Here is a 24,147-nt window from a genome sequence, read left to right on the forward strand (position 1 = left end):
GTCAGTTCCCCCATCCGGCCAGGTGACGCTCACCGGCGTGTGTCATCCACGCTTCGGCGTCGAGGTCGCGCGGGCGCACCCGCACCCCGTCGAGACTGTTCGGGTCGGCGGCATTGGCGCGGGCGATGTTCTCCGCGATTGTGCCCTCTTCGACCAGACGCCGCAGGTCCTGGTCGAACGTGTGCATGCCGAGCGCCGACCCCGATTGCATGGCCGAGTAGATCTGCGCCGTCTGGCCCTCGCGGATGAGGTTGGCCACGGCCGGGGTGTTGATGAGCACTTCTGTCGCGATCGTTCGACCCGTGTTCTGGGCCAGTGGCAGCAGGGTCTGGCTGATGATGCCCTGGAGCGAGTCGCCGAGCTGTGTTCGCACCTGGTCCTGCTGGTGCGAGGGGAAGACGTCGATGATGCGATTGATGCTCTTCGCGGCGCTCTGCGTGTGCAGGGTCGACAGGACGAGATGGCCGGTCTCAGCGGCGGAGAGCGCCGTCGAGATCGACACGGCATCGCGCAGCTCGCCGATCAGGATCACATCCGGATCCTGTCGCAGCACGCGGCGCAGCGCCTCGGCGAACGACGCCGTGTCTGAGCCGATCTCGCGCTGATGGATCAGGGCCTTGCGGCTCTCGTGCTGGAACTCGATGGGGTCTTCGATCGTGATCACGTGAGCGGGCAGCGTCCGGTTGATGATGTCGACCATCGCCGTGAGCGTCGTCGACTTGCCCGACCCCGTCGGTCCCGTGACCAAGACGAGGCCGCGGGGTTTGAGCGCCAGGTCACGAGCGATCGCGGGGGCACCGAGTTCGTCGAGTGAGAGCACACGTGTGTCGATGAAGCGGAGCGCGGCCGCGACCTCGCCCAGCTGGCGGAACACGTTGACGCGGAAGCGTCCGAGCCCGTCGGATGCATAAGAGAGGTCGACCTCGCCGTGCGTCGCGAAGTCCTCGGCGTGCGCCGGCGACATGATTGAGAGCAGGGCACGCTCGACCCACTCGGTCGAGAGCGGATCGAGGCACCCGGCGATCGGCACGAGATCGCCGTCGACGCGCATGAGGGCCCGCCGCCCCGCGGTCAGGTGCACATCGGATGCTCGTGCCGCCGCGGCGGTCGCGAGCACGGCATCGAGAGCGGTGGTGTCTCGCATGACGGGCCTCAGTTCTCGGTGCGGACGAACGCGGTGGCGTTGACCGTCAGGTCGTAGGCGGTGGTGTTCGGGCTGAGTGTCGAGTGCACGATCGAGACCAAGCGGTTGCCGTCGCCGAGTGCGTCGATGAACAGCTGTGCCTGCGCCGGGCTCGGGGAGATGAGCGTGACGGTGAAGCCGATCTGGACCTTCGGCTCGGTGGGTGGGGTGGCGCCATCCGTCACTGAGCCATCCGTCGGTGTTTCGTCGGTAGTGGCGTCGCCTGTTTCGGTGGCGCCATCCGTCACGGCCGGGTCGGATGAATCGGAGGCCCCATCGGTGAACACGAGGGAGTCGGATGTGAGCGCAGCACGCGGCGTCCACGCCGTGGTGTCGCCGATCGACGCGGTGACGATGCTGACGCCCGCGGTGTTGGCGGCCGTGGCGACGATCTCGAAGATGTCGTCGAGGTGCGGCTCGGCAGGGATTTCGCGTTGGAGTTCGGCGACGGATGCCTCGATCTCGGCGAGGTCCGCCTCGCTCTCACGGAGACCGGCGATCTGCGTCTCGTAGCCCAGGTTCGTCTGGGCCACCATGTCGGCGTCGGTCGTCGTCGCCGACGCCTGACCGGCGAGGGGCAGCGCGATGAGAAAGACTCCCGCCGCGAGAATGCCGACGGCGAGCACCGCCCCGATCAGGGTGACGAACTGCTTCGAGATGTTCATCCGAGCGCCTCCTCGGCGAACGCGCCCGTGTAGAGCGTCTGATCGAACGCCGCGCGCAGGCGGTAGATGTAGATCCGCTGGTCACCGCCACCGATGAGCTCCGAGGTCACCTCGAGCGGGTCCATCAGTGCCACCCCCGGCAGCTCACGGAGCGACCGGACGGTCGGGGCGATGTCGATCGGCGTGGAGCTGCGCAGCTCGAGTGTCCCACCGAGCGCCAGCTCGGCCTCGGGGTCATCGGCTGTCGGGGCGGCGCCGGCCGTCAGATCGAACCCGGTCACGGCAACTCCGGCGGGCAGAGCGGCAGACAGATCGGAGAAGAGCGTCGTCCACGAGACATCCGACACCATCGCGTCGGCGCGGAATCCCTCGAGGTCGGTGCGGAGCGACAGTGCCCGGCTGACGTCGGACAGGCTCGCGAGTTCGGTGAGGAGTTCGCTCGAGCGCAGCTGGTCGGCGGCCAGACGCTGCTCGGCGCTCCACTTGAGCCAGAAGGCTCCGGCCGAGGCAATGGCGACGACGGCGATGACGGCCAACAGGCCGACCGCCCACCGACGAACGAGGACATCGCGCTCGCGGCGCTGCGACTCGGCTCGCGGGAGCAGATTGACACGCGGCACGATGATCGATGGCGCGGGTGGGCTAGCGGGTAGTGAGCGCTGCAACGGCTCAGTGTGTGCCATCATCCGCCCCTTCCTTTTCTGTATCGATCGTCGACGCTCAGGCGCCGACGAGAAGTCCCAGGTACCAGCGGGCGATGGGCTCGCCCGCGATGATTCCGACCCAAGCGCCGACGAGCATCCAGGGCCCGAACGGGATGGCGGTGCGTCGTCCGGCACGCCGGGCGAGCAGGAGAGCCACGCCGAAGATGCCGCCGAGGACGAACGCGGCGAACGCTCCGACCACGACGCTGCCCCAGCCGAGCCATCCGAGCTGGATGCCGATCAGTCCGGCGAGCTTGACGTCGCCCCCGCCCATCCCGTCGGGGCGGATCGCCCGCAGGATGGCGTAGAAGGCGAACAGCGCCGCCATGGCCAGGATCGATCGCAGGAGAGCGGACCAGTCGGCGCCGAGGATGCAGGCCAGAGCGAGCACCACGAGCGACACGACGTAGCTCGGCAGCACGATCACGTTCGGCAGGCGCCGCGTGTCGAGATCGATGAGCGAGAGCACGACGCTGACAGCGGCGAAGTAGAGGAAGGCGAGCGCGACGACGACCGTGGCCGCCGTGCTCGTGGAGCCCTCGGACGTGGAGAGGTAGCCGGTTGCGAAGAACCACGCGACGCCCGCGAAGATCGCGCCTGTTGTGGCCTCGACCACGGGATACCGCGGCGAGATCTTTGCCGAACAAGAGGCGCAGGCGCCCCGCAGGCCGACCCACGACAGGACCGGCACGTTCTGCCAGGGCCGCACGGGTGCATCACAGTTCGGGCAGCGGCTCTCGCGCGTCAGCGGAATGCCCGCGGGCACCCGGTAGACGACGACGTTCAGGAACGAACCGATGACGAGACCGAATACACCCGCGAAGGCGACGATCAGGCCGAGCGCGGCCGGTGTGAGCGCCGTCTGTGCGAACGCGGTCACGATGCGTCACGCGAGGCGCGAACGCCTGCAGAAGTAGAACGAGGCATGTCCCCCCACATCCTCGAAGTGGTAGGGGGTGCGGCGCGTCCGTGACGCCCCGCACCCCCAATGGCGTCTGGCTGCTTAGCAGTCCGGTCCCGAGGTCTGCGTGGTGACGCCGGTCTTCACTGCCTGGACGCAGAAGGCGCTGAGCGTCGTGCCCGACTTCAGCGAGACAGTCACGCCATCGGTGTTCAGGCTGTCGAAGTCCGGGCTGGCACCGTTCGCGAACGCGGCAGCTGCGACGGAAGCACCGTTCGCCGCGGAAGCCTTGAGGGCGTTCGTTTCGGCCGTCGCCTGGATGCTGATGAACGTCGGGATGGCGATCGCGGCGAGGATGCCGAGGATCACGACGACGATGATGAGTTCGATGAGCGAGAACCCCTTCTCGCCGTTCTCTTCGCGACGCTCACGCTCGGCACGAATGTAGTTCTGGACGGTTGCACGCATGTTGATTCTCCCCAATGAATGTGATTTGTGATGGGCCCGGTCGAGGCGGGCGGTCCCTCCGTCAGGTCCCTGCCCGCCCCGGCCTCATTTGGCGAATGCAACTGAATGCATCCATCCCCCGTTCAGAATCATGAGGGAACTCTCATATGCGTGTCAAGCGAAGAGCGTCGATCTGTGGATAAGCATTGGCTCAAGAACGGCTCAACACCCTCAAGATCCGCTCAAGTACGCACACGAAAAGCCATACCCAACACCGCTAAATACCTGATAAATGCCACTAATCAGTGCGCCAAGCAATTCATCATATTCACGAGAATATGGCTTCGGCGCCACCCGAAATGAACATGAGAATCCGCAGACTCACTCACGCGAACACCGCCAAATGAGACTCATCTCATTCTTAAAATGAGAACGCGCTCATCTCATGCAGGAATCCGCCCCCGGGAATCGACGTATCGAAACCCGGGGGCGGCCATTCGGTCACTTGCAGACAAGGGGGGTGGGGGGATGTCCGGGCGACCGAATTCTTTTCTCTCAGCCCATCGCGCGAACGACGAGCGGAACAACCACCGTGATGCCGGCGGCGAGCGCAACGGCGACGATCATGATGATCCCCGCGCGCCGCGTGAACTTATGGGGGAACGTCCTCATGCAGCCTCCGCGCCGAGGACGAGGCCGAGCGTGCTCACGAAGTCGCGACCCGCGTCACCCTCCGGCAGATGCACGAGCTCGGAGGTGATCACGTCTCCAGCCGAGACGAGCACGACATCGACGTCGAGCGCGGTGTCGAGCGCGTCGATGACGCCCTCAGACGCCGCACCGGCGCCGCTGAGCAGCACACGGTCGACGGCGGGCGCATCGGCACGACCCGCGTGAAAAGACAGGGTGCTGCGCACACGAGCGGCAAGGTCCGCGGCGGCGAGGGGAATCGGAGGGTGCGGGTGCCCATCCGATCCGGCACCCAGGCGCACGCGTGCGCCCGCGGGAACCGTCTCGAGCATCTCGGCGAGAGCGGCGTCCACATCGGCGCCCTCTTCGCGGCTCATGCTGGCCGCGGTCGGCAGGTCGATGGGCAGGATGCGGACGAACAGCGGTACTCCGTCGCGGACGATCACGACGTAGCTCGTGTGGTCACCGACGTGGACCATGGCGACGGTCTCACCCGGCGCCGCGAAGGATCCCGCGGCTCGAGCCAATCCGAACGGCGCGAAATCGACAGCATCCGCACGCAGCTTCGCCTTTTCGAGCGTCTTCAGAAGAACCTCGACCGTCTCGGAGACGGCGGCGACGAGCAACCCGCTGACCTGTCCGTCCACCTCGGCGATGGGCAGGAAGTCGAGCACGGCCTGCTCGGCCGGAACGGGCAACAGATCCTGCACCTGGAACGGCAAGGACTGCTTCAGCAGATCCGGGCGCAGGGCCTGCGTCGTGAACTCGCGCACGAGCACGCGCCGGCTGCCGATACCCAGCACCACGCGGCGGCTCTGGAAGCCCGCGCGCGTCCACAGTTGGCGCAAGGCCAGGGCCACCGCATCCGGATCGAGCACTTCGGAATCCTTCGCGGCGCCCGCGGGCAGCGCGACCTCGCCGCTCGCGACGAGCACCGGACGGCGCCCCGCGGTCACCTCGACCGCGCGAACGCTCTCTTCCGTGATTTCCAACCCGATGACTGTCTTCGCCATGATTACTCCCCCAGATCACTTTCTCTTCGTCCGACGACCCCCATCGCCGGTGCGCCGTGTGGCGCCGTTCTCATCCGCTAACGGATGTCTCGCTGTGAATCCAGATCGCCGAGCACCGGCAGACCACCCGTGATTCCGGGCAGCGAGATCGGTGCACTCGAGAACGTGACCAGGCCGCCGTACGAGAACGCGCCCGAGTAGAGGCTGCCGTTCCACTTGTCGCGACCGCCGATGCCGTGCACGTCGACCGTGCAGGGTGTGTAGGCGAGCGCCGTGATGCCCGACGCCATCGAGGTGCCGTTGATGTTGATGCTGCCCGCGCCGTTCGTGCACGAGGGCTTGGCGTCCTTCGTCGTGTCTTCGACGATGACCCGCACCTTCGGTTTCGTGCCCGACGAGGCGGTCATCGTGAGCATCGTCAGGTCGTAGCTCTTCGCCAGCATCACCAGGTCGGTCTTCAGCGTGACCACGGGATCGGTGCCGCTGTTCGCGCTGAGGTTCGAGCAGGCGCGCGCATCCAACACGGTGGGTGTCGTGAGCGACGACAGGCTCGTCCATCCCGTTGCCGGGTGTGCGTTGAAATAATTGCACGTGCCCGGACCTGTGCCGGAAGCGGTCAGCGTGATGATCGAGTAGCCCGGCCAGTCTGAGGACTTATATGCATAGTCGAACCAGGCGTCGAACGACGGGGCCGCCGGAGCTGCCACCGCGGCGGGACGCGAGATCGTGCCACTGACGACCCCCTGGTCTTGCTCGAACTTCTTTCCCGCGGGAAACGTCAGTGCCTTCGAAAGCCGCTGGCTGCCGAGCTTGACGTCGCCCGTGGCCTGCACATTGCCGCCGATGATCTTCTGTTCCCAGCCGAATTCGAGCGATCCGCCGACCGTCAGCGCCCCGCCGACCGAACCGCGCACAAGACTCTTGTCGGTTCCGGCGGCGCTCAGATTGCCGCGGACCGTGTCGCTGCCGTTCGTCATCTCGACCGAACCGCCGGCCGTCACCGATCCCGCGACGTCACACGAGCCCTTCGTGATGAACGAACCCTGCACACGAATGGATGCCGCGATCGGTACCTGGCAGGTGAAGTCGCCCTTCGGGATGTTGATGGTGAGCGCGTTGCCCGGGCTGACCGTCTTCACCTCATACGTGAAGGTGGCGCTGTTGAAGAACGTGAGATCGGCGCCCATGCCCACGTCCTTCGCGGGCGTATAGGCGTAGACGGCCTGCGTCTTCGTCGTGCCGCCGTCCGTACCGCGGCCGGTCGATGTGAAGGTGACCTGGTTGGACGCGCACGAACTCGTCACCGTGTAGCTGGGCTGCGAGCCGGAAAGCGACAGCGAGCAGAATTCGCTCGTACGACGTGCTTGCGCGAGTGCCGCGGTGATGCCGGCATCCGCTGCGGCCTTCGCCTGTACGCTGCCGCGCGTCTGCACGACCGAGCCGGTCGTGTTCGTGACGATCGCGGCGGCGGTCAAGCCCATCAGGCTCAGCAGAATCATGACGATCAACACCGAGACGATTGCGGATCCGGTGTCGTCGGCGGCTCGGCGCTGCTCGCCGGCGGAGCGCGAACGATTCACCAGCATTTTTTCGCCGTTCCGCTCTGCTTCGCCTGCGCCAGCACCTTGCCTGCCGCGGGCACGGTCGTCGCGCCCGCCTTCACGGTGAGCGACACGCCGAGCGTGCGTCCCGACATCGAGAACGACGAGCCGGCCTTCGCCGCGGACACCCCGCTCGCGAGGGTCGACCAACCGGCACCGGATGCGTCGGGCAACCCGATCGCCGAGCTCGACGTGCGGTACAGCAAACGGTCGCCCTGCAGCGCCCACGCCTCACACGACCATCCGCTCGTGCCGGTCGCGACAACGGCACGGACGACATTGCCATCCACCCGCATGTCGCTGGCGTTGCGGATGCTCGACTGCAGCGAACTCATCACCACCTGCGCACGTCCCGTCGCGGTATCGCGGTCACGCGTCTGGGCCTCGGCGCTCAGGCTCGAGGCGAAGAGTGTCGCGAGGACACTGAGCAGGAGCGCGGTGATCGCGCCGTAGATGATGAGTTCAACGAGAGACATTCCCGCCTCATCGCCCCGGACACCGGAGCTCTGCCCCGTCGTGCCGAAAAGTCTCGTTCCCCGGGGCGTCATGCTTTGCCCACCAGGATTCGCGTGGAGACCGTTCCGAGCGGTGTGCCCGGCGCAGTGGTACGGGCGACGGAGACCTGAACGGTCACCGTTCCCGGGTACTGCGCCGGACACCCACCCGGAAAGGTGATCGTCGAGGTGAGGCCGGTCTCGGCGTCAGCTTCCCCGGTGACAGCTCTCACCGATCCGCACGACGTCGCCGTCGTGGAATCGGGGAACTGCGCCCGCAGCGCCGCGACGGTGGAGCTGGCGTAGGCATTCGCCTTCGCCATCTCCCGGTTACTCACGCTCGACTGCGTGGCGGTGATCATCAGCGGAAGAACCGCCAAGGAGATCACCATCAGCAGCAACATCGCGATGACGACCTCGACGAGGCTAAAGCCCGCTTCAGTCTTGGCCGGTCCCCACCAGCCATCTCGCATCATCCCCATGTGCGCTCACCCTCCCCAGTGCGAGCTTGCATTTCCCCAGCCGTCCGGCTTTCGCCAGACGTCTTGTCCAACCCGCGCAGCGCGCGGATCGGTCTTATCCGACTGCGGTACGCGAGCCGACGTGCGTGTCGAAACGGCTCCCCGCCGTCACGACGACCGCACCCCGTTGGCCCCAGCCGACGGCGCGATCAATGGATGCACGCATGCCCGTTTCCCCCAGTGGAATTTCCTACGACTCGACTTCAACGACGGAAGGAGCTCCAGAAAAATCCCCAGATACCCCCGGCCCCCAAAGCCAGGTGTGTGGGACCGTCAAGCGATCCCTTCCCCGTTCAAGATCATGAGACAGTTCTCATGTTCAAGTCAAGCCAGGATTGTGCGACTGTGGAGAAGATGTGTGCGGGAGGAGAAAAGAAATCCCTGTTCATGCTCGATATCCTCTTCGCCGCTTGGCCGAGAAAGTCTTCAGGAATAGCGCGATCCTGAGCCGAACCTGAGGTTCGCGGGAGCTCAACGACCGAAGCCCGGAGCCCACTCGTCACCCTCGTCGAGAACCTCGGCCCGATTCTCGCCCCGGGTGTCCTGCCGCTCGAGGGTCGGACGCTCGCGTCGCCAGGCCGCACCAACGGGCCAACTCGCGGCGAACGTCGGAATCACGCGCCCGACACGTCGCCACAGGGCACCGTGCGTCGCGAACGGGCGCGCGGAGACAGGCATCCGCAGCGTCGGGTCGTATCGAACGCCGTCCGCACGGCGCAGGTGGATCGACAGGTCCAGATCATCGTGAATGGCGGCGTTTGCACGGTCGACCTCGTCGCGCACCCGCACCCACAGCGCACTGCGCATCGCGAAGTTCGAGCCGAAGACCGGCGGATGCCCGAGCCACGGCGTAACCCAGAAGTACATGCCGCCGATGTACCACTTCGCCCCGAGATACCGCACGACCGGACCCGCCCCGTAAAACTCCGCCGAACCCGTCAGGGCACCGAGCGCAGGATCGGCCACGAACGCCCGGACGATCCGTGAGATCCAGTCCGGGTGCGGCCGCGAATCCGCGTCCACCCGGGCGATGATGTCGCAATCCAGCACGGCTTCGTCATAGCCGCGCGCCGCCGTCGGCCAGATGCCCACGACATCTTCCACGAACACCTCGGCACCGTGCGCGCGGGCGACAGCCGCGGAAGCATCCGTCGATCCGTTGTCGATCACGATCACACGATCGGCGGGACGATCCTGCGCGGCGAGGGCCACCAGGCACGCCTCGAGAAACTCCGCGTCGTCGCGACACGGGATCACAACGGCGACACGGGGAGCGAGCGACACGATGTCAACCTACTCCGCGGGGTGGAATCGGGCCGTCAGGGCGCACATATTGTCGGGTCTCACGGTCGAACGCAATCCCCTCAGCTTTCAATCCAATGAGCGTTAGCCTCCGAAACACCCAACGACACGGAATCACCGTGCAGAACGGAGGCGCTCATGCGCACATCACCCAACCGCCTGGTCGCCATCATCTTCGGCGCCGTCTATGTCCTGGTCGGCCTGCTCGGCTTCGCCGTGACCGGCGGCGTCGGATTCATCGCGACCGACGGCGGACTGCTCCTCGGCATCTTCGAGGTAAACCCGCTCCACAACATCGCACACCTTCTGATCGGTGCCGCCCTGCTGATCGCCGGGCTGTCCTCGGTCCGCGCGGCCAAGGGCGTCAACACCACGATCGGTGCGGTCTACCTGCTGCTCGGAATCGTCGGCTTCTTCCTGGTCGGCACGGCCGCGAACATCCTCGCGCTGAACACCGCCGATCACTTCCTCCACCTCGCGAGCGCGATCGTGCTCCTCGGTGTCGGGCTCGGTGCAGAGCGCGGCGTGTCGAACCGTTCGGCGCTCGCCTGATCATGTCGATTCGCATGTGGCCCGCCCTCTTTGCCTGGGGGGCGGGCCTCATCCACATCGCCGTGGCGGCGGGCTCACCGCTCGGTGTGCTTCTGCCGCTCACGGCGCTGGGTGTCGCCGAGCTGGTGTGGGGAATCGTCGCGTTGCGCCTCGGACGGATGCCTCTGGTGCGCACGACCCTCGCCGTGGGGGTCATTGCGACCCTCGGTGGACTTGTCCTCGCCCTGTTCGACCTGATGGCGTGGATGCCGCTCGTGAGCTCGAGCATCATGCTCGTGGCGATCGCTGGCGCGGCCGCCGTGACGTTGCGCCGGGCTGCACGGGGGCTGGGTGAGGGGAGCACGGATGCCGAGGCATCCGCCCGCTCTGCCGTCCCCGCGGGACGCGCACTGATCGGCGTCGTGGCGGGAGCACTACTGGTGTCGGGATTGACGACTCCGGCGCTCGCGCAGACCAACGCCGGCGACTACGCCGTGCCACACGGCGAGATGACGGGCCACCACGGGCACTGAGCCTGTCCTCTCGTCGATCTTCGCGAACGGTCGCGACTCACCGCGTGCCTCTTGCGGACACGGTGAGTCGCGACCGTTCGCGGCGAGACACGGGGCCTACCCGAGCGCGATGATGGGGTGTTGGCGCAGGACGCCGGCCACCAAAGGAGCGCACCATGGTCATTGCCGGACTGGTCATTGCCGGATTGGTCTTCGCGGGCCTCGCAGCCCTCATCCACGTCTACATCTTCGTGCTCGAGTCGATCATCTGGACGACACCCCGGGCACGGGCGACGTTCGGCACGACCCCCGAGCAGGCACGGCAGACGCGTGAGTTGGCGTTCAACCAGGGCTTCTACAATCTGTTCCTCGCGATCGCGACCGGGGTCGGAATCGTCCTTGTCGCTGCGGGAAACCTGCCCGTCGGGGCAACCCTCGTGCTCGTCGGCACGGGATCGATGCTCGCCGCAAGCCTGGTGTTGGTGCTGTCGTCGCCCGCGAAGGCACGCGCCGCCGCCGTGCAGGGCGCGGCGCCCCTGATCGCGGTCGTGCTGATGATCGCGGGACTGTTTCTCTGAGTTTCGTACACTTATCCAACAGCCGGCCTGGCCAGTGTCGAACCTTTGTTCTAGCATGACGGGATGGCCACGCCACTCCCCCACACTGCGGCTTCACCCGCGGACGAACTGAGACGCCTGCGGGCGCAGCTCGACCGCGCACAAGCCCCGCGGGTCGAGGCTCCGCCGTTGCCGGTGCATCCGTTGCTGGCGCCCCTGCTGCCCGAGGGCGGGCTCCGTCCGGGGTCCTCGTATGCGGTTTCGGCCTCCCCCAGCCTGCTGCTGGCCCTCATCGCCTCCGCGTCGCAAGCGGGATCGTGGTGCGCGGCGATCGGCATGCCCACCCTGGGCGCCGAGGCCGCGGCGTCGTTCGGTGTGGATCTCGAGCGTCTCGTGCTCATCCCCGAACCGGGGCCGCGATGGTTGGCGGTCGCCGCGGCCGTGGCTGAGGTGCTGCCGATCGTGGCCGTGCGCCCACAGGGCCGCGCACGCGACGGCGATGTCGCGCGGTTGAGTGCCCGGCTGCGCGACCGCGGCACCGTTTTGCTCGTCATGGGCGACTGGCCCGGGGCCGATGCCCTGCTGAGCGTCAGCGACCCACACTGGAGCGGGCTGGACGCGGGACACGGATACCTCGAGGGCCGCGAGGTCACCGTCACCGCGAGCAGTCGCCGCTCGCCCGTGCCACGGAGCGTACGGATGCTGCTGCCCGGTCCCGATGGCTCGCTCGATGTTCGCACCCCGGCGCGCGACACGACCCTTGCCCCGCCCATCCGCATCCGAGCGGCGGGGTGAGCGTGGACGTCGTGCGCAGCCTGGTGCTGTGGATCCCCGATTGGCCGATCGTTGCGCTCGCCCGGGAAACGGGCACCCTCGCGGGAGGAACGGGCACCCTCGCGGGCGAGCCGGTCGCGATCATGCGCGCAAATAGGGTGATCGCGTGCTCCGCCGCCGCGCGGGCCGAGGGTGTGCGACGGGGTCAGCGAAGACGTGATGCCCAGGCACGCTGCCCCGCTTTGCAGGTCGTCGCAGACGACGCCGCGCGCGATCACCGCGGGTTCCTGCCGATTGTCGAGGCGATCGAGGCCCGGGCCCCCGGCGTGCAGATCATCCGACCCGGGCTCTGTGCGCTGCGGGCGCGGGGTCCGGCGCGGTACTACGGGGGCGAAGAAGACGCGGCTCGGGTGCTGCGCGAGTCTCTCGACGACCTCGGCATCCCCGACACGCGTGCCGGCGTCGCGGACGGCCCCTTCACCGCCGAACAGGCGGCTCGGCGCACGGGCCCCGGGGGCATCCTCGTGGTCCCGTCGGGTGATACCGCGGCGTTCCTGTCGGGCCAGTCGATCACGACGCTCGAGGACGAGGAACTGATCGGTCTGCTCGCCCGACTGGGCGTACGGACGCTCGGTGAATTCGCCGAGCTGGACGTCGAGAAGGTACGCGGACGGTTCGGGGAACGAGGCATCCGTCTGCACGCCCTCGCCGGGGGGCGTGATCCGCGCGCGGTCATCGCGCGCACCCCTCCCCCCGAGCTCGAGCGGCAGATCGCATTCGAGCCGCCCCTCGAGCTCGTCGATCAGATCGGCTTCGGGGTGCGCACAACCGCCGACGAATTCATCGACAACCTGACACAGGTCTCCCTCGTCTGCACCGAGCTGCGGGTCGAGCTGACCGACGAGCGCGGTGGGTTCTCGGAGCGGGTGTGGCTGCATCCGACGTGCTTCGACGCCCCCGATGTCGTCGACCGGGTGCGCTGGCAACTCGAATCGGCCATCGGCAACGACCTGAAAAGCGGGGTCGCGCTGGTGCGGCTGATTCCGCAGGCTGTGGATGCCGCGTCCCATCACGAACCCGGACTGTTCGGTCAGGGCGCCGAAGAGCGCGTGCATCATGCCCTGTCGCGTGTGCAGGCGATGCTCGGGCATCGCGGTGTCACGACGCCCACACTCGGCGGGGGCCGCTGGCTGTCGGAGCGCCAGACGCTCGTGCCGTGGGGCGATCGGGCAACCGTCCCCCGTTCGCGTGCGCAACCGTGGCCCGGGCATCTGCCCGCACCCCTGCCCTCGACCGTGTTCCCTGCGGGACAGGGCGCCGCGGTGACCGACCGAGAGGGGCGGTCGGTGAGTATCGACGGGCGTGGTCTGCTCAGTGCGCCACCGGCGCAGTTGGGGCTCGACGGGCGGCAGCGTCCGGTCGCGGCGTGGGCGGGGCCATGGCCCGTGCGCGAGCGTATCTGGGACGCCGAGCGAGCCCGTACGGCATATCGCCTGCAGGTCGTGGACGCCGATCAGACGGCCTGGATGCTCGTGAACGAGGGCGAGCGATGGTGGGCCGAGGGGAGGTACGACTGATGGGTTTCGACAACCCGCCCGTGCCGTGGTCAGAGCTCGAACGCGTACTCAGTGGCCGAAGGCCCGATCCGACCCCGCCGAACGCGGACGGCGGGGACAGCCCGGCGTGGTCGCGCAAACGCTCGGCCTACGTCAAACCGCCCGTGCTGCGCCCCGACGTCACCGTTCCCTACGCCGAACTGCACGCGCACACGTCGTACTCGTTCCTCGACGGCGCATCCTCACCCGAAGACCTGGTCGAAGAGGCCGAGCGGCTGGGCCTGCACGCCCTCGCGGTGACCGATCACGACGGTTTTTACGGGATCGTACGCTTCGCCGAGGCCGCAGAGGCCTTTGCCCTCCGCACCGTTTTCGGTGCCGAGCTCTCGCTCGAACTCACCCGACCGCAGAAGGGCGAGCCCGAACCCGAGGGGGCGCACCTGGTCGTCCTCGCGCGCGGCGAAGAGGGGTACCACCGCCTAGCCGGAGCCATCACGACCGCGCAGCTGCGGGGGGCCGAGAAGGGGCGACCCGTCTACGATCTCGAGGAGCTCGCCGCTCAGTCCGGCGCGGGCGGGGGCGGGCGAGCCGGGAGTTCCGACGGGCACTGGGCGGTGCTGACCGGATGCCGCAAGGGGGCCGTGCGGCGGGCGCTCGAGGCCGAGGGGGTTGATGGCGCCGCCCGCGAACTCGATCGCCTGGTCGCGTTGTTCGGTCGTGACAGCGTGCACGTCGAGCTGACCGACCACGGCGATCCGCTCGATTCGCGCCGCAACGACGCCCTCGCCGAACTCGCCGTCGAGCGACGCCTGAGCCTCATCGCCACGAACAACGTCCACTACGCAGCCCCCGAACGCGCCCGACTCGCGGCTGCGGTTGCGGCCGTACGGGCCAACCGCAGCCTCGACGAACTGGACGGATGGCTGCCAGCACATCACGCCGCGCACCTGCGCTCGGGTGCCGAGATGCACGCCCGCTTCGCCCGGTACCCCGGCGCCGTGGCCCGCACCGTGCCCCTGGCCGACGAGCTCGCCTTTCCCCTGCGCCGCGCGAAGCCCGCACTGCCGCGGCAGGAGGTGCCCGAGGGACACACACCGATGTCGTGGCTGAGGCATTTGGTGTGGCAGGCCGTGCCGAAGACCTACCCCCGGCTGAGCGCGGACGAGCGGGCGCGGATCGAGGGCGAACTCGACGTCATCGAGCGCAAGGACTTCCCCGGCTATTTCCTGATCGTGCACGATATCGTCGCCGAAGCCCGCCGCCGAGGCATCCTGTGTCAGGGGCGCGGGTCCGCGGCGAACAGCGCCGTCTGCTTCCTGCTGAACATCACGGCCGTCGACCCGATCTACTACCGGCTGCCGTTCGAGCGGTTCCTGTCGTCGCTGCGCGACGAAGAACCCGATATCGACGTCGACTTCGACTCCGACCGCCGCGAAGAAATCATCCAGTGGGTCTACGCACGCTACGGTCGCGATCGCGCCGCGCAGGTCGCGAACGTCATCCAGTACCGGCCGAAGAACGCCGTGCGCGACATGGCGAAGGCGCTCGGCCATTCGCCGGGACAACAAGATGCCTGGTCGGCCCAGGTCGAGCGGTGGGGGGCCGAGCTGACGTCGTCCGACCACGACATCCCCGACCAGGTGATCGAGTACGCGACCGAGCTGCTCAAGGCACCCCGGCACCTCGGCATCCACTCGGGCGGCATGGTGCTGACCGACCGGCCCGTCGGCGAGGTCGTGCCGATCGAACACGCGCGGATGCCGGGGCGCACGGTCATCCAATGGGACAAGGACGACGCGGCCTGGATGGGCCTGGTCAAGTTCGACCTGCTGGGGCTCGGCATGCTCGCCGCCCTGCAGCACTGCTTCGACCTGATCCGCGATGCGACGGGCGAGCAGTGGGAACTCGCGACGCTGCCGAAGGAAGAGCCGGCCGTGTTCGACATGCTGTGCCGGGCGGATTCGATCGGGGTGTTCCAGGTCGAATCGCGCGCGCAGATGGGGCTGCTTCCGCGCCTCCAACCCCGGGCGTTCTACGACCTCGTGGTCGAGATCGCGCTCATCCGCCCCGGTCCGATACAGGGCGGTGCGGTGCATCCGTTCGTCCGCCGCAAGCTCGGCCGCGAGGCCATCACATATCCGCATCCGAAGCTCGAACCCGTGCTCGAACGAACGCTCGGCGTGCCGGTCTTTCAGGAGCAGCTGATGCAGATCGCGATGGCGGTCGGCGGATGCACGGGCGAAGAGGCCGACCTGCTCCGCCGCGCGATGGGGTCCAAACGCGGGCTCGAGAAGATCGATTCGCTCCGCGACCGCCTGTACGAGGGCATGGCCTCGAACGGACTGACCGGCGAGGTCGCCGACGACATCTACGCCAAGATCCAGGCGTTCGCGAACTTCGGCTTCGCCGAGTCGCACTCGCTCTCGTTCGGGCTGCTGGTGTACGCGAGTTCCTGGATCAAGCTGCACTATCCCGCGGCTTTTCTTGCGGGCTTGCTGCGATCGCAGCCGATGGGCTTCTACTCCCCCGCCACCCTCGTCGCCGACGCCCGGCGTCACGGTGTGGAGGTGCTGCGGCCCGACCTGCAGCGCTCGGGCGTGACCGAGCTGCTCGAGCCCGTGACCGACGACGCGCCGGGCGCGGGCAGCGGCTCAGCGTCGGGGATTCGGCGAGCGTCGGATGCCGCAGCCCCGAATCCTCCGACGCCGGGCGGATCTCCGACGCTCGGCGGGGGCGAGCGCGAGGGCGTACGCGGGCCCGATGCTCCGGCCCGAGGGACGCGTCGCCCCACGGGGCTCGACGCGTGCCGCGACCCGGAACAGCCCCATCCGGGCCTGTTCGACATCACAGCACCGGATGTCTCGGCCGCGCATCGCCGCGACGGCGCCTTCGCCGTGCGCCTGGGTTTGAAGGGTGTCACCGGCATCGGCGAGGCGACCGCGCAGAGGATGGTGGCTGAGAGGGATGCCCGCGGCCCGTATCGCGATCTGCACGATCTGGTGCGGCGCACCGACGCCACCGCCGCCCAGCTCGAAGCCCTCGCGACCGCCGGGGCTTTCGAGTGCCTGGGACTGACCCGCCGCGAGGCGATCTGGCTCGCGGGTTCGGCCGCGCAGGATCGCTCCGAGTTTCTGCCCGGCACGATGATCGCCGTGCAGCCTCCGCTCTTCCCCGACCTGACCGGCTACGACACCCTGGCCGCGGATCTCTGGGCCACGGGCGTCTCGACGGGCGACCACCCCCTCGCGCACTATCGTCCCGACCTCGACAAGCGAGGTGTGCTGTCGTCCGAGGCCATGCGGACGCACGAGGAGGGCCGCCGCGTCGAGGTCGCGGGACTCGTGACGCACCGGCAACGCCCGGCTACGGCATCCGGGGTCACGTTCCTCAATCTCGAGGACGAGCACGGGCTCGTCAACGTGATCTGCACGGTCGGCGTCTGGAACCGCTATCGCCGCGTCGTGCGTGACAGCCCGGCGCTCATTGCCCGGGGCATGTTGGAGCGCTCCCCCGAGGGGGTGACGAACCTCGTGGCGGATGGCTTCGAAGACCTGCGGGTGGGCGTGCGACACAACTCCCGGGACTTCCGGTGACCGGCAAACGCACTCGTCACCGCCCGCATGATCCGCCTAGACTGCCGCCGTGGGTGAGCGCATCGAGATCAACGGAGTCCGTGTCTATCGTGCTGAGCCGGCGGGTCCGCCACGTGGGGCGGTTATCGTCATCCATGAGATCTGGGGGCTGGTCGACCAGATCACGCGGATCGCAGACCGGTGGGCGGACGAGGGATACCTGGCGCTCGCGCCCGACCTGCTGAGCGATATCGGGGTCACCCCCGAGGTCGGCGAAGAACTCGCCGCCCTGAACGCCGACCCCGACGACGAGAAACGGGCATCGCTCCAGCCCCGTCTGCGGGAGGCGCTCGCGCCGATTCGCTCCCCCGAGTACGCAGCGGCCGCCGTGGCCCGCCTACGAGCCGTCGTCGACCACCTCGCCACCCTTCCGGCCGTGGATGGACGCATTGCCGTGACCGGCTTCTGCTTCGGCGGAACCTACAGCTTCGCTCTCGCCGCCGACGATGATCGTGTCCGCGCAGCGGTTCCGTTCTACGGCACGGCTCCCGAACCCGATGCCATCGCGCGGATCTCGTGCCCCGTCCTCGCGTTGTACGGCGAGCTCGACCCGGCGATCGTCGAGCGGCTGCCGGAGGTTCGCGAGGTCATGCGGGCGAACGACATCGAATTCTCGGACCACGTCTACCCCGGCGCCCGCCACGCGTTCTTCAACGAGACCAATCCGAATACCTACGACCCGGATGTCGCCGCCGACGCATGGCTGAGGGCCACGACCTTCGTCGGGGATCAGCTGCGCGGAGCGAGCTGAGCGCGCGGCACACCGAGCGCGACACTCGGGGCGCGGGCCGACCGGAGCCGGATGGACCCCGGGCCCGACGCTCAGGGGCGCGGGCGACGCGTGTCGTAGGCCCAGTCCTCGGCGATCGCGCCGCGATCATCGCGCAGGACGGCGGCGATCGTCGCGGTGACGACGAGTGCAACCAGAACGAACGCGACGAGCAGGACGACGATGAGCATGAGTGCCTCCGGGGCTGAATGCGGATGACCCGATCCGACCGCATCGTCACGATCTGGACAACAGTCCAATCGAAGTGGACTGGCCGCCCGCTCGCATGATCCGCCATATTCCGCAGCATTTCTGATCGCCCCCGGGCCACTCGCATCCAATTGGACCGATCCAGCGGTCGATATGTTGCACTGTCACTCATCGACGTTCGGGGCACACAAGACGGTCGATCCGTGACAGCGGAGCGGGTTGAGAGCCGAGCGCAACCCCCATCCCGTCGCGCGCGGCGGGCGTATCGTGGCCGACGAATCGCCCGCGAAAGGATCCCCGATGTCGCACACGGTCGCAGAACTGTTCGTCGAGACGCTGAAGAGCGCTGGCGTCACCCGAATCTGGGGGCTGCCGGGTGACTCGCTCAACGGATTCACCGACGTTCTACGCCGAGACAAGAGCATCCGATGGATGCACGTGCGGCACGAAGAATCCGCAGCCTTCGCGGCCGCCGCAGAGGCCGAGATGACCGGAGATCTCGCCGTTGTCGCGGGCAGCGGGGGTCCCGGCAATCTGCACTTCATCAACGGCCTGTTCGACGCTCAGCGCAGTCGTGTTCCCGTGCTCGCGATCGCCTCGCACCTGCCGACCGCCGAGATCGGGAGCAATTACTTTCAAGAGACACACCCGCAAGAGCTGTTCCGCGAATGCAGCGTCTACAGCGAGCTGGTCTCAGACCCGAGCCAACTCCCGTGGGTGCTGGAGATCGCCATGCGCACAGCGGTCGAGAAGCGCGGAGTCGCGGCCGTCGTCGTGCCCGCAGACGTGTTCTTCGCGGATGCACCAGACCGCCGCCCGTCCGCCCCGATCCGCGCCGCTGCACCGAGCGTCGTGCCCGCCGAGTCCGAGTTGCGCGCCGCCGCCGACCTGCTCGACGCGGCAGGCAAGGTCACGATTCTCGCGGGCGCCGGCGTCGCCGGAGCCCATGCCGAGGTCATGGCGCTGGCAGAGAGACTCCAGGCGCCGATCGTGCACGCCTATCGCGGCAAGCAGCACATCGAATACGACAATCCCTACGACGTCGGCATGACCGGACTGCTCGGCTTCGCTTCGGGCTACCGCGCAATGGAGCATTGCGACACACTGCTGATGCTCGGCACGGATTTTCCCTACCGCCAGTTCTATCCGAGCAAGGCGAAGATCCTCCAGATCGACATCCGCGGCGAGCAGCTCGGGCGTCGCACCCCGATCGATCTCGGCCTGGTCGGCGGTGTGCGCGAGACTGCGGCGGCGCTTCTCCCGCTCCTGCGCGAGGGCCGCCGCGACGCGCACCTGAAGGATTCCGTGGCGCACTACGCCAAGACGCGTCGAGAGCTCGACGGGTTTGCCAATGACGACGGCAAACAGCCCATCCATCCGCAATACGTCGCACGACTGATCGACGAGCTCGCCGCCCAGGACGCCGTCTTCACGGCGGATGTCGGCACGCCTGTGATCTGGGCTGCGCGCTACCTGCGCATGACCGAGAAGCGACGCCTGATCGGATCGTTCACGCACGGTTCTATGGCGAATGCCCTGCCTCACGCGCTCGGCGCACAGGCGGTCGATCCGAAGCGTCAGGTGATCGCGCTCGCGGGCGACGGGGGCCTGGCGATGCTGATGGGCGATCTGCTCTCCATCCGCCAGAACGACCTGCCCATCAAGATCGTCGTGTTCAACAACTCATCGCTGAACTTCATCGAACTCGAGATGAAAGCGGCGGGGATCGTTCCCTTCGGCACCGAACTCCATAACCCGGACTTCGCCGAGGTCGCGCGATCGATGGGCATCGGAGGCATCCGCGTCGAGAAAGCGTCCGAGCTGGAAGACGCCTTGACGAGCGCATTCGCGGATCCCGGCCCGGTACTGATCGACGTCGTCGTGGCGCGTGACGAGCTCTCGATCCCGCCGTCGGTCACGGCCGCACAGGCAAAGGGGTTCGCGCTCTACGCCCTGCGCACGGTGATGTCGGGACGGGGCGACGAGCTGCTCGACCTCGCCGACACCAACGTCTGGCGCCGCATCTTCGGCTGATCTGTCTGTCTACCCCGCGCTGGTTCGTGGGCCCCCCGGCGCGAGATCCGCAACCAGCACGACCGCGATCGTGACGAGGTAGACGGCGAGATCGCGAGGGTCGAACACCGTGCCCAGCACGAGCATGATCGGCGAGAAGTCGGCGCCGAGCCGCAGTGGCACGCCCGTCAGTTGAAAGAGCTCGACGAACGTGCACCACGACGCCGCAACCAACGCCACGAACGGCGTGCGCAGGTGGGGCACGACGATCACCACAGCGAGGTAGGCCGCGATCGCGTAGAGCGCGTCGCCCGCGATATCGGATGCGGGCACGTCGGGCGCCAGCGAATGCACCAGCAGCCCGGCGGTTATCGTCAGCATCAGCAGGGCGGCCGCGATGGGTCGGCGTCGGGAATGAGGTCGCCGGGGCACTGACGCATCCATCGTTTCCGAGTCATCCGACATCCCTCCACCGTATGTGGCGACGACCCGTCCATATTCACGGCGCGACGCCCTGGCTGCGACGAGCCGATCGGAGGATGCTGGGGACGAGGGCCGCCCACCCGGCGGAGAATCTCTCGCCGACGAAGGCAGGAACACCATGTCTCGAACCTATGTCATCACGGGCGCGGCAAGCGGGATCGGCGCGGCCACGGCACAGCTGCTCGGCGAACGCGGGCATCGCGTGGTCGGTGTCGACCTCCGCAACGCCGACGTGAACGTCGACTTGACGACCGCCGAGGGACGCGAACGGATGGTCACCGAGGTCGCCGCGGCCACCGACGGCCGGATCGACGCGATCATCGCCAATGCGGGATTGGCGAGCCCGACCGCGGCGACGGTAGCCGTCAACTACTTCGGCGCCGTAGCGACGCTCGAGGGGCTCCGGCCCCTGCTGGCGGGGTCTTCGGCGCCCCGCGCGGTCGCAACGGCATCGATGGCGTCGCTCTATCCGCCGGACGACGCGCTGCTCGAGGCTCTCCTGGCCGGCGACGAGGGCGCAGCGCTTGCTCGGGGCGCCGAACTCGAGACGTCGGCACCCGAGATGGCCAATCTGATCTACGGAACGACCAAGCGCGCGCTCGCGCGGTGGATCCGTCGCAACGCACCCACCCCGGAGTGGGCAGGCGCGGGTATCCCCCTGAATGCGATCGGCCCGGGTGTTGTGGCAACGCCGATGACCGCGGACCTGACCGCGACGGCCGAGGCGCGCGATGCACTGCTGCAGATGGTGCCGATGCCGCTCAACGGCATCTTCGAGCCTCGTGACGTCGCTTATTTGCTCGCATGGCTGACGAGCGAAGAGAACGCCCATCTCTGCGGGCAGGTCGTCTTCATCGACGGCGGGTCGGATGCGATCATCCGGGGTGACTCGACCTGGTGAACGTCGGCGGCGCCCGGGCGTGTACGGAGCGACCGGGTGGGTCTGGCCTACCCTGAGACGGTGAGCGAAGACACCCCCGGCGCGACCGCGACCGACGACGATCGGACCGAGACGAGCATCGCGGCCGCGATCGGCCGCGCCGTGGCATCCGCTCGGTCCGACCGGAAGCTGTCGATGCGCGCGCTCGCCGCAGAGGCGGGGATCAGCCAGCCGTTCCTCAGCCAGATCGAGAACGGCCACACGCTTCCGTCGATGCTGACGCTCTACCGCCTCGCCGGTGCGCTCGGCCTGTCGGCCGCAGAACTCATGCCCGCCGCAGTCGGGCCCGCGCCGATCCATGTTCAGCGGCGCGAAGATGCGCGCCGGGTTCCGGTCACCGAGTCCGCGAACGCAGGGATGGGACGGATCCTCACCGCCTCGGGCCGCCGCGTCGTCGCGACGGAGTACGTGGTGGGTGCGGACGAGGACATGGGCGACTGGTTCCAGTCGGACGGCGAGCTGCTCGTCTACGTCGCCGACGGGCGGATCGTCGTGACAATCGAGGGCCAGGGCGAGTGGGAACTCGGCACAGGGGACGCGATGACCTACCCCGGAGAGCTGCGCAATGTGTGGCGTGTGATCGGCCCGGAGAGCGCCACGATCCTTCTCGTGCACTCCCCCGACGCGTGACGCGCGACTTCTCGCCTATCGTGCCACGCGGCCGTAACAAGTTATTTACATCAGCAATCAATGATTGCTGTGTACTATCACTCCATGAGCGAAAACTTACTCGTCCCGACCGTCGACATCTCCGCCTACGTCACCGATGCGAGCGCAGAAAGCAAGGCCGCCGTCGCGCGCGCCCTCGATATCGCGTGCCGCACCGTCGGCTTCATCCAGATCGTCGGCCACGGCGTACCGACGGCGGCGACGGATGGTCTCGCGCAGGCGATGGACGACTTCTTCGGTCAGGATCTCGAGGCGAAGAAGCAGTGGAAGCGTCCCGCGAAAGAGAACCGCGGGTACAGCCCGCCTAAGCCTCGATCCACCGATGGGGAGGCTTGCTGAGTTGGCGTCGTAACGCAGAAATGCCCCTCTGACCAGGAAGAATAGAGCTTGTCTAAGATCCTATTTCCCGAGTCTGAGAGGCATCTCGTAGGTGCAATTCAAGCATGCTCCCGCTGCGGTGTCAGCGAAGTTCGATGATCCGAATCTTGTGTCGGCCGCAGGGCTGGTCCCGATGCTCCGTCTTGCCCGTTCTGCGGGGCTCGATCAGCTCGCGCAGGTCCGGTTGACGGTCCCGTCGGATAAGGGTGCGAACGCGGGCGGCAAGGTGATGGCGCTGGTGGCGGGGATGCTCGCCGGGGCGGACTCGATCGACGACATGAATCTGCTGCGTCATGGCGGGATGGGCCGGTTGTTCGATCGGACGTATGCGCCGTCGACGCTGGGCTCGTTCCTGCGGGAGTTCCGGTTCGGGCACGTCCGCCAGCTCGACGCCGTCGCCTCACGGACCCTGGTGAACGTCGCGCAATCCGCGCCGCTGCTGCGGGCGTCGAACGACGAGCGGGTGATGGTGGATCTGGACGACACGATCATCGAGGTCCACGGATACCAGAAGCAGGGCGCGTCGTTCGGGTACTCCGGCGTCCGCGGCCTGAACGCCCTGTTCGCCACGGCGTCGACATCGCAGTCGGCGCCGGTGATCGTGGGGCAGCGGCTGCGGCAGGGGAAGACCGGTTCCCCGAAAGGCGCGGCCAGGATCGTCGCCGACACCCTCGCCACGCTTCGCCGCATGGACCTGGGCAGCAGTGTTCGGCCGTTGCTGCGGGCGGACTCCGCTTTCTACGGACACGCCACCATCGGCACGGCGATCAAGGCCGGCGCGGACGTGTCCGTCACCGTTCGGATGGACCCCGCGGTGAAGACGGCGATCGCGACGATCCCCGAGGACGGGTGGGAGACGATCGAGTACCCGAACGCGATCCGTGACGAGGTCACGGGCCGGTGGATCTCGAAGGCAGAGGTCGCCGAGGTGCCCTTCACAGCGTTCCGTTCCCGGAAGATCGCCGAACGGGTTGAAGGGCGACTGGTGGTGCGGCGGATCCCGGACCTGAACCCCAAGCAGGTCGAGCAGCCGACGCTGTTCGACATCTACCGGCACCACGCGTTCTTCACCACCACCGACAAGCAGACGATGGGAACCGTCGCGGCGGACAAGACCCACCGCGGGCACGCGATCATCGAGCAAGTTCACGCGGACCTGAAGGCGGGCCCGCTCGCTCACCTGCCCTCGGGAGTGTTCACCGCGAACAGCGCATGGCTCGTCCTCGCCGTGATCGCATTCAACCTCACCCGCACCGCTGGACTCATCGCCGACCGAGGCGGGCGGCTCGCCCGGGCAACGACCGCGACGATTCGCCGCACCCTCGTCTCAGTGCCGGCACGACTGGCGCGGACGGCGCGCCGCATCATCCTGCACCTGCCGGACGTCTGGCCCTGGCAGACCGCGTTCGACCGACTCTTCACCGCGACGCACGCACCACCACCGGCCGCGGCCAGCTGACCACCGCCGCCACCAGCGGCACGACCGACAACGAAGTGGACAACCGGGATGAGACGCCCGGAACTCACCCCTGCCCGCAGCCGATCACGCCGCGCCCATCACACCGACGCCACCCACCGAAGGCTCATCGGTGGATCGAGGCT

At 67.8% G+C, this 24,147-nt stretch carries 24 protein-coding genes; 12 read left to right on the forward strand and 12 right to left on the reverse strand.

Annotated elements, in window-relative coordinates; translation table 11 throughout:
- Position 1: 1 nt before the first annotated feature.
- The 10 genes from CGU34_RS00345 to CGU34_RS00390 all read right to left on the reverse strand — a co-directional run bounded on the left by CGU34_RS00345 (position 2) and on the right by CGU34_RS00390 (position 9,503).
- Positions 2-1,144 (reverse strand): type IV pilus twitching motility protein PilT, encoded by a 1,143-nt coding sequence (locus CGU34_RS00345; RefSeq protein ID WP_100812892.1) that lies wholly within the window; start codon positions 1,142-1,144, stop codon positions 2-4.
- A gap of 8 nt (positions 1,145-1,152) precedes the next feature.
- Entirely contained in the window at positions 1,153-1,848 is a 696-nt protein-coding gene (locus CGU34_RS00350; RefSeq protein ID WP_100812893.1) for a hypothetical protein, read from the reverse strand.
- Entirely contained in the window at positions 1,845-2,531 is a 687-nt protein-coding gene (locus CGU34_RS00355) for a PilN domain-containing protein (protein ID WP_157811168.1), read from the reverse strand. The genes CGU34_RS00350 and CGU34_RS00355 overlap by 4 nt, the downstream gene beginning before the upstream one ends.
- A 37-nt stretch (positions 2,532-2,568) precedes the next feature.
- On the reverse strand, positions 2,569-3,432 hold the full coding sequence (locus tag CGU34_RS00360) for a prepilin peptidase (protein ID WP_100812895.1): 864 nt from the start codon (positions 3,430-3,432) through the stop codon (positions 2,569-2,571).
- A gap of 123 nt (positions 3,433-3,555) precedes the next feature.
- Positions 3,556-3,921, reverse strand: coding sequence for a type IV pilin protein (locus CGU34_RS17480; RefSeq protein ID WP_100812896.1), 366 nt, complete (start codon positions 3,919-3,921; stop codon positions 3,556-3,558).
- Between the two features lie 647 nt (positions 3,922-4,568).
- On the reverse strand, positions 4,569-5,603 hold the full coding sequence (pilM, locus tag CGU34_RS00370) for a type IV pilus biogenesis protein PilM (RefSeq protein ID WP_051513117.1): 1,035 nt from the start codon (positions 5,601-5,603) through the stop codon (positions 4,569-4,571).
- A 77-nt stretch (positions 5,604-5,680) separates the two neighbouring features.
- Positions 5,681-7,189 (reverse strand): hypothetical protein, encoded by a 1,509-nt coding sequence (locus CGU34_RS00375; protein WP_100812897.1) that lies wholly within the window; start codon positions 7,187-7,189, stop codon positions 5,681-5,683.
- Positions 7,180-7,680 (reverse strand): hypothetical protein, encoded by a 501-nt coding sequence (locus tag CGU34_RS00380; protein WP_157811170.1) that lies wholly within the window; start codon positions 7,678-7,680, stop codon positions 7,180-7,182. Before CGU34_RS00380 ends, CGU34_RS00375 begins: the two co-directional genes overlap by 10 nt.
- Before the next feature lie 68 nt (positions 7,681-7,748).
- On the reverse strand, positions 7,749-8,180 hold the full coding sequence (locus tag CGU34_RS00385; RefSeq protein WP_100812899.1) for a type IV pilus modification PilV family protein: 432 nt from the start codon (positions 8,178-8,180) through the stop codon (positions 7,749-7,751).
- Positions 8,181-8,690: 510 nt separating this feature from the next.
- Positions 8,691-9,503, reverse strand: coding sequence for a glycosyltransferase (locus CGU34_RS00390; protein WP_100812900.1), 813 nt, complete (start codon positions 9,501-9,503; stop codon positions 8,691-8,693).
- 156 nt (positions 9,504-9,659) lie between these two features.
- Between CGU34_RS00390 and CGU34_RS00395 the strand changes: the two genes are divergently transcribed.
- From CGU34_RS00395 to CGU34_RS00425, 7 genes are all read left to right on the forward strand, one after another.
- A complete protein-coding gene (locus tag CGU34_RS00395; protein WP_036296508.1) occupies positions 9,660-10,073 on the forward strand; it encodes a DUF4383 domain-containing protein in 414 nt (137 codons plus the stop codon).
- 2 nt (positions 10,074-10,075) lie between these two features.
- Positions 10,076-10,585, forward strand: coding sequence for a hypothetical protein (locus CGU34_RS00400; protein ID WP_051513119.1), 510 nt, complete (start codon positions 10,076-10,078; stop codon positions 10,583-10,585).
- Positions 10,586-10,755: 170 nt separating this feature from the next.
- On the forward strand, positions 10,756-11,142 hold the full coding sequence (locus CGU34_RS00405; protein WP_100812908.1) for a DUF1304 domain-containing protein: 387 nt from the start codon (positions 10,756-10,758) through the stop codon (positions 11,140-11,142).
- A gap of 63 nt (positions 11,143-11,205) precedes the next feature.
- On the forward strand, positions 11,206-11,916 hold the full coding sequence (locus CGU34_RS00410; protein ID WP_100812901.1) for a hypothetical protein: 711 nt from the start codon (positions 11,206-11,208) through the stop codon (positions 11,914-11,916).
- Positions 11,913-13,472 (forward strand): DNA polymerase Y family protein, encoded by a 1,560-nt coding sequence (locus CGU34_RS00415; protein ID WP_100812902.1) that lies wholly within the window; start codon positions 11,913-11,915, stop codon positions 13,470-13,472. Before CGU34_RS00410 ends, CGU34_RS00415 begins: the two co-directional genes overlap by 4 nt.
- Entirely contained in the window at positions 13,472-17,044 is a 3,573-nt protein-coding gene (locus CGU34_RS00420) for an error-prone DNA polymerase (protein ID WP_100812903.1), read from the forward strand. Before CGU34_RS00415 ends, CGU34_RS00420 begins: the two co-directional genes overlap by 1 nt.
- A 49-nt stretch (positions 17,045-17,093) precedes the next feature.
- A complete protein-coding gene (locus CGU34_RS00425) occupies positions 17,094-17,834 on the forward strand; it encodes a dienelactone hydrolase family protein (protein ID WP_100812904.1) in 741 nt (246 codons plus the stop codon).
- Positions 17,835-17,905: 71 nt separating this feature from the next.
- Here CGU34_RS00425 and CGU34_RS16805 read toward each other — a convergent pair whose 3' ends face one another.
- A complete protein-coding gene (locus tag CGU34_RS16805; RefSeq protein ID WP_157811171.1) occupies positions 17,906-18,043 on the reverse strand; it encodes a hypothetical protein in 138 nt (45 codons plus the stop codon).
- Positions 18,044-18,362: 319 nt separating this feature from the next.
- On the opposite strand from CGU34_RS16805, the gene poxB reads away from it, so the two are divergent.
- A complete protein-coding gene (gene poxB, locus CGU34_RS00430; protein WP_100812905.1) occupies positions 18,363-20,096 on the forward strand; it encodes a ubiquinone-dependent pyruvate dehydrogenase in 1,734 nt (577 codons plus the stop codon).
- Between the two features lie 9 nt (positions 20,097-20,105).
- Here poxB and CGU34_RS00435 read toward each other — a convergent pair whose 3' ends face one another.
- Positions 20,106-20,540, reverse strand: a complete 435-nt coding sequence (locus CGU34_RS00435) for a DUF2809 domain-containing protein (RefSeq protein WP_232711478.1) — start codon at positions 20,538-20,540, stop codon at positions 20,106-20,108.
- 136 nt (positions 20,541-20,676) lie between these two features.
- Here CGU34_RS00435 and CGU34_RS00440 point away from each other — a divergent pair, with 136 nt between their 5' ends.
- The 4 genes from CGU34_RS00440 to CGU34_RS00455 all read left to right on the forward strand — a co-directional run bounded on the left by CGU34_RS00440 (position 20,677) and on the right by CGU34_RS00455 (position 24,004).
- Positions 20,677-21,459: an SDR family oxidoreductase gene (locus tag CGU34_RS00440; protein ID WP_100812906.1), complete on the forward strand. Its 783-nt coding sequence runs from the start codon at positions 20,677-20,679 to the stop codon at positions 21,457-21,459.
- 60 nt (positions 21,460-21,519) lie between these two features.
- Positions 21,520-22,128 carry a helix-turn-helix domain-containing protein gene (locus tag CGU34_RS00445; protein ID WP_157811172.1) on the forward strand — a complete coding sequence of 203 codons (609 nt, stop codon included), beginning with the start codon at positions 21,520-21,522 and terminating at the stop codon, positions 22,126-22,128.
- A gap of 84 nt (positions 22,129-22,212) precedes the next feature.
- On the forward strand, positions 22,213-22,506 hold the full coding sequence (locus CGU34_RS00450; protein ID WP_100812910.1) for a 2-oxoglutarate and iron-dependent oxygenase domain-containing protein: 294 nt from the start codon (positions 22,213-22,215) through the stop codon (positions 22,504-22,506).
- Between the two features lie 91 nt (positions 22,507-22,597).
- Positions 22,598-24,004 (forward strand): IS1380 family transposase, encoded by a 1,407-nt coding sequence (locus tag CGU34_RS00455; RefSeq protein ID WP_100810554.1) that lies wholly within the window; start codon positions 22,598-22,600, stop codon positions 24,002-24,004.
- The last annotated feature ends 143 nt before the right edge of the window (positions 24,005-24,147 follow it).

The organism is Microbacterium lacus (assembly GCF_002812805.1).
GTDB classification, from domain to species: domain Bacteria; phylum Actinomycetota; class Actinomycetes; order Actinomycetales; family Microbacteriaceae; genus Microbacterium; species Microbacterium lacus_A.